Consider the following 3,521-nt stretch of genomic DNA (forward strand, 5'->3'; position numbering starts at 1 on the left):
GCAGACCTCACCTACTATACTTATTATTACTAATACGCAGTAGGATGTGTTTTTGGTAAACAGTCGCACGATTATAGTTTTAATTCTTTTTGCCGAGTTCATTCATAGTAGTTATCTCATTCTCTTTTATCATACCTGTGTCGGTTTACAGTACGGTTCACTTTATTTTCCTGTACTTTCTCCCATTGATTAAATATTTCTATTTATATCTTAGGGACCGTTAATTTCTATAAAACCTTATGAATATAAGAGGGTAATTTTATATTACCTATCGTTACTCAAGCCAGCATTCTTTTTATAATTCTTCATTATATATTCTGCTACCATATATGCATATTTACATATATCTATTAAACTGTTATAAATTTAGACCCGTATATCTTCTCTACTTATAAAAAAAATATATTATATATATATTTATATCATATCAGTGCATTGTTACATGTCCTTTAACAGATGATTATTGTTAAACCCGCTGACTGATTGTCTATCTTTTATTTATAGATTATGTTCACTAAAAAAATTATTATATTTGGGACATACATTAAATAGTCTAGGTTGTTTCCTTTTAGACTTACTACCTTATCGCAATAAGTCTGACTCCTTACTTTTATGATTATTTACTGTTTCCGAGTTTTAAATATTATGAAATGTTACTCCCAAAAACATTTAAGTGCTGTACCAGTTTATAAATTAGTAAAGGCTATACTATAATATATTTCGCAGAAAACCAGCTATCTGCAAACCAGTTTTGTCTGTCACTACTACACACACCTCTTTAGAAGATATTGCTACATCTACCTATTGAGTCATTTTAGTTAAATATATATATATTAATTAATATAAATATATTTAACATATACATTACATATATAATTCTTATTATTAAATTTAAAATACTTGGACATGTGTAGATCGTTTGCTTTCGGGCCTATATATATTAATTTTTAATTGATAAATCTTATTTTTATTATGATTCTTATTCTCACTAATATATATAACTCACTGGCCCATTATACAAGAGGTACGTTATACTATAACTGCTCTTTATTATTCTATTTCATTATTTTCCCTTACGGTACTATTTATTAATACTTTATTATTGTCTTAGTAGTTGATACTACTTTATTCTCACTCTTTATGATACTCTTTGACTACTATAATTTCACTCACCGTTACTTATATAGCCTCTGTTGATTTATTCTCAAATTACTCAGATGTTTCATTTCACTTGATTCTCTTTTTTTCTCTCATTTTCATGATAATGATTGGAAATTTCATTTCCGTTTTTTCATTTATATCATTTATTAAGTATTATACATAAATCCCTAAAATAATATTATTTTCATATACCTTTTTTCAATATATCTCCTAATTTAATTTTCTTTATATCCTTATATAAATTATATCTCCCCCTTAATATATATCATATATTACTCCCCTCTTATTAAAAAGAAAGCTATCATCCCTTCTTTTCAATAAAAAGATGTTTATCAAGACCCTCCCTTTAAAAAGATTGTTATAAAATTTTAATTATAATATTATATAGTTTATTTTATATAAAATTATATATTAATTTAATATGAATATATAAAAAATATCATATAATATGATATCCCCTTATATATATTTCCCATTGAAATAGGGAAAATATATATATATATTGATTATAATATAAAATTATTATATATTATATATATTTATAAAAAATATATATTATTTATCAATATTGTCAGTTGGGTTAGTTAATACAGGTAATTCATAGAATGTATGAAATGCTGCAGGTCTATCTAAAATTAATTCTAAATCACTATTTCTAGTTTTTCTAGTTAAATTACTTTCAGTAAAGTCAGGAGTAATATCTTCTGTTGTAGGTTCTGTATCATTATTATTTTCTAATTGTATTAATACACTTTTTAATCCTACTATTACAGATATTATAGATATCATTGAACCTATACTACTTACATAATTTCAACCTAAAAATGCATCTGGATATTGTGGTATACGACGAGGCATTCCATTTAAACCTAAGAAATGCATTGGTAAGAATATTATGTTTACAGATATAAATAATAATCAGAAATGAACTTCTGCTCATATACGATTATAATTTAAACCAAACATAGATGGACCTCAATAATAATATCCTCCTACTAAACTAAATAATGCTCCCATTGATAATACGTAGTGGAAATGCTAATTATATACTATATAAATATAAATAAATCATAAGTTATTTATATTTTATTTTTTAATTTAATAAATTATTATCTTGAGGAGATAAATCATCCCCCCCCTGGGGGGTAATTTATTAAATTGTATATTTTATTAGTGGACTATCTCTTTATATATATATATATATATATATATTCTTATTTAAAGAACATATATATAATTTTATGTATATTTATGATATAAAAATATATATTTTCATAAATTATTATGAAAGAAAGATATATTTATATTTTATAAAGAATAAATAATTAATTACAGCCCTTTTATTTATAAGAGTATTATTATTAATTCTCTTTTTTTGAAAGGGAAGGATTATTATTATTATTTAATTTCTTTACAAAAGGTATTTTATATCATAAAGGATTTAAATATTGTATTCAATCTAATAAAAAAGAACTATAAATTTTATATTCTATACTATCAAAAGAAGATTTATTATATTGTCTTATTTCTATAAATCTCTTAATTTTAGTAACTCTATAAAATTTAAAATCACAATATAATCTATTTTTTATAAAATAATCATATAATAACATCATACCTTTAACATTTTGATATTTAAAACATATAGATGTATATATTTTTTGTTTTCTTATAATTTTACAAGGTATATAATTAGGTATAACATTATCTAAATTTAAATTTTTACTATATTTATTATATTTAAATTCTAAATTACACTCAATTCTATTACCAGGAAAATTAAAAACAATAGAACCATCAGTATCTATTAAACCTGAAAAATAAGGATCATAAGGTTCTATAATATAATTAGGTTCTATATATTTTATATTAAAATATTCACAAGCTTTCTTATAATTATCTATTTTTAATCTTATTAAACCATTAATATTATTTAATACATATATCATATCTTCTTTTCTACCTATTGTATATATAACATATGGATTTTTTTTATCATATCTAATTCTTCCTATATTTAAATAATTTTGTATCCTTGTTAATATTCTTATATCTCTTATATGTATTTTTATTCTTATTTCTTTCATAACTAATTTCTTATAACCTTCTTTTTTAAAAAAAAGTTTCCTTAAATCAAAAGATCCATCTCCATCTAAAACACCTGCAAATCAATTTCAAAATTTATAATCTTGTTCTAATTCATGTTTTTTATATAATAATTTATTATCTTGAGGAGATAAATCACCCCCTTTAGGAGATAATTTATTCTTTTGATCTAATATTTCATTTTTTATATTTTTATTATTAGTTGAATAAGTTCTATATGTTAATTTATTATATAAATTATATTGATTTATCTT

3 protein-coding genes, 1 rRNA gene and 1 pseudogene are annotated in these 3,521 nt (G+C 21.8%); all 5 read right to left on the bottom strand.

Features of this window, described 5'->3' with window-relative positions:
- Positions 1–1,353 (bottom strand): 23S ribosomal RNA (locus IE180_RS37770); the annotation flags it as partial.
- 363 nt (positions 1,354–1,716) lie between these two features.
- Positions 1,717–1,950 (bottom strand): hypothetical protein, encoded by a 234-nt coding sequence (locus tag IE180_RS37775; protein WP_189409969.1) that lies wholly within the window; start codon positions 1,948–1,950, stop codon positions 1,717–1,719.
- A gap of 665 nt (positions 1,951–2,615) precedes the next feature.
- On the bottom strand, positions 2,616–3,077 hold the full coding sequence (locus tag IE180_RS37780) for an LAGLIDADG family homing endonuclease (RefSeq protein ID WP_268255508.1): 462 nt from the start codon (positions 3,075–3,077) through the stop codon (positions 2,616–2,618).
- Positions 3,051–3,314 (bottom strand): annotated as a pseudogene (locus tag IE180_RS37785) (LAGLIDADG family homing endonuclease); the annotation flags it as partial. The pseudogene IE180_RS37785 and the gene IE180_RS37780, both read right to left, overlap by 27 nt.
- A gap of 21 nt (positions 3,315–3,335) precedes the next feature.
- A partial coding sequence (locus IE180_RS37790) for a hypothetical protein (RefSeq protein ID WP_229861255.1) occupies positions 3,336–3,521 on the bottom strand: 186 nt, incomplete at its 5' end.

The organism is Streptomyces litmocidini (assembly GCF_014649755.1).
GTDB lineage: Bacteria > Actinomycetota > Actinomycetes > Streptomycetales > Streptomycetaceae > Streptomyces > Streptomyces litmocidini.

What these genes read in the sequence shown, in the direction of transcription:
- IE180_RS37775 (WP_189409969.1), bottom strand. Translation starts at nt 1,950, where the DNA reads ATGATATCTATAATATCTGTAATAGTAGGATTAAAAAGTGTATTAATA.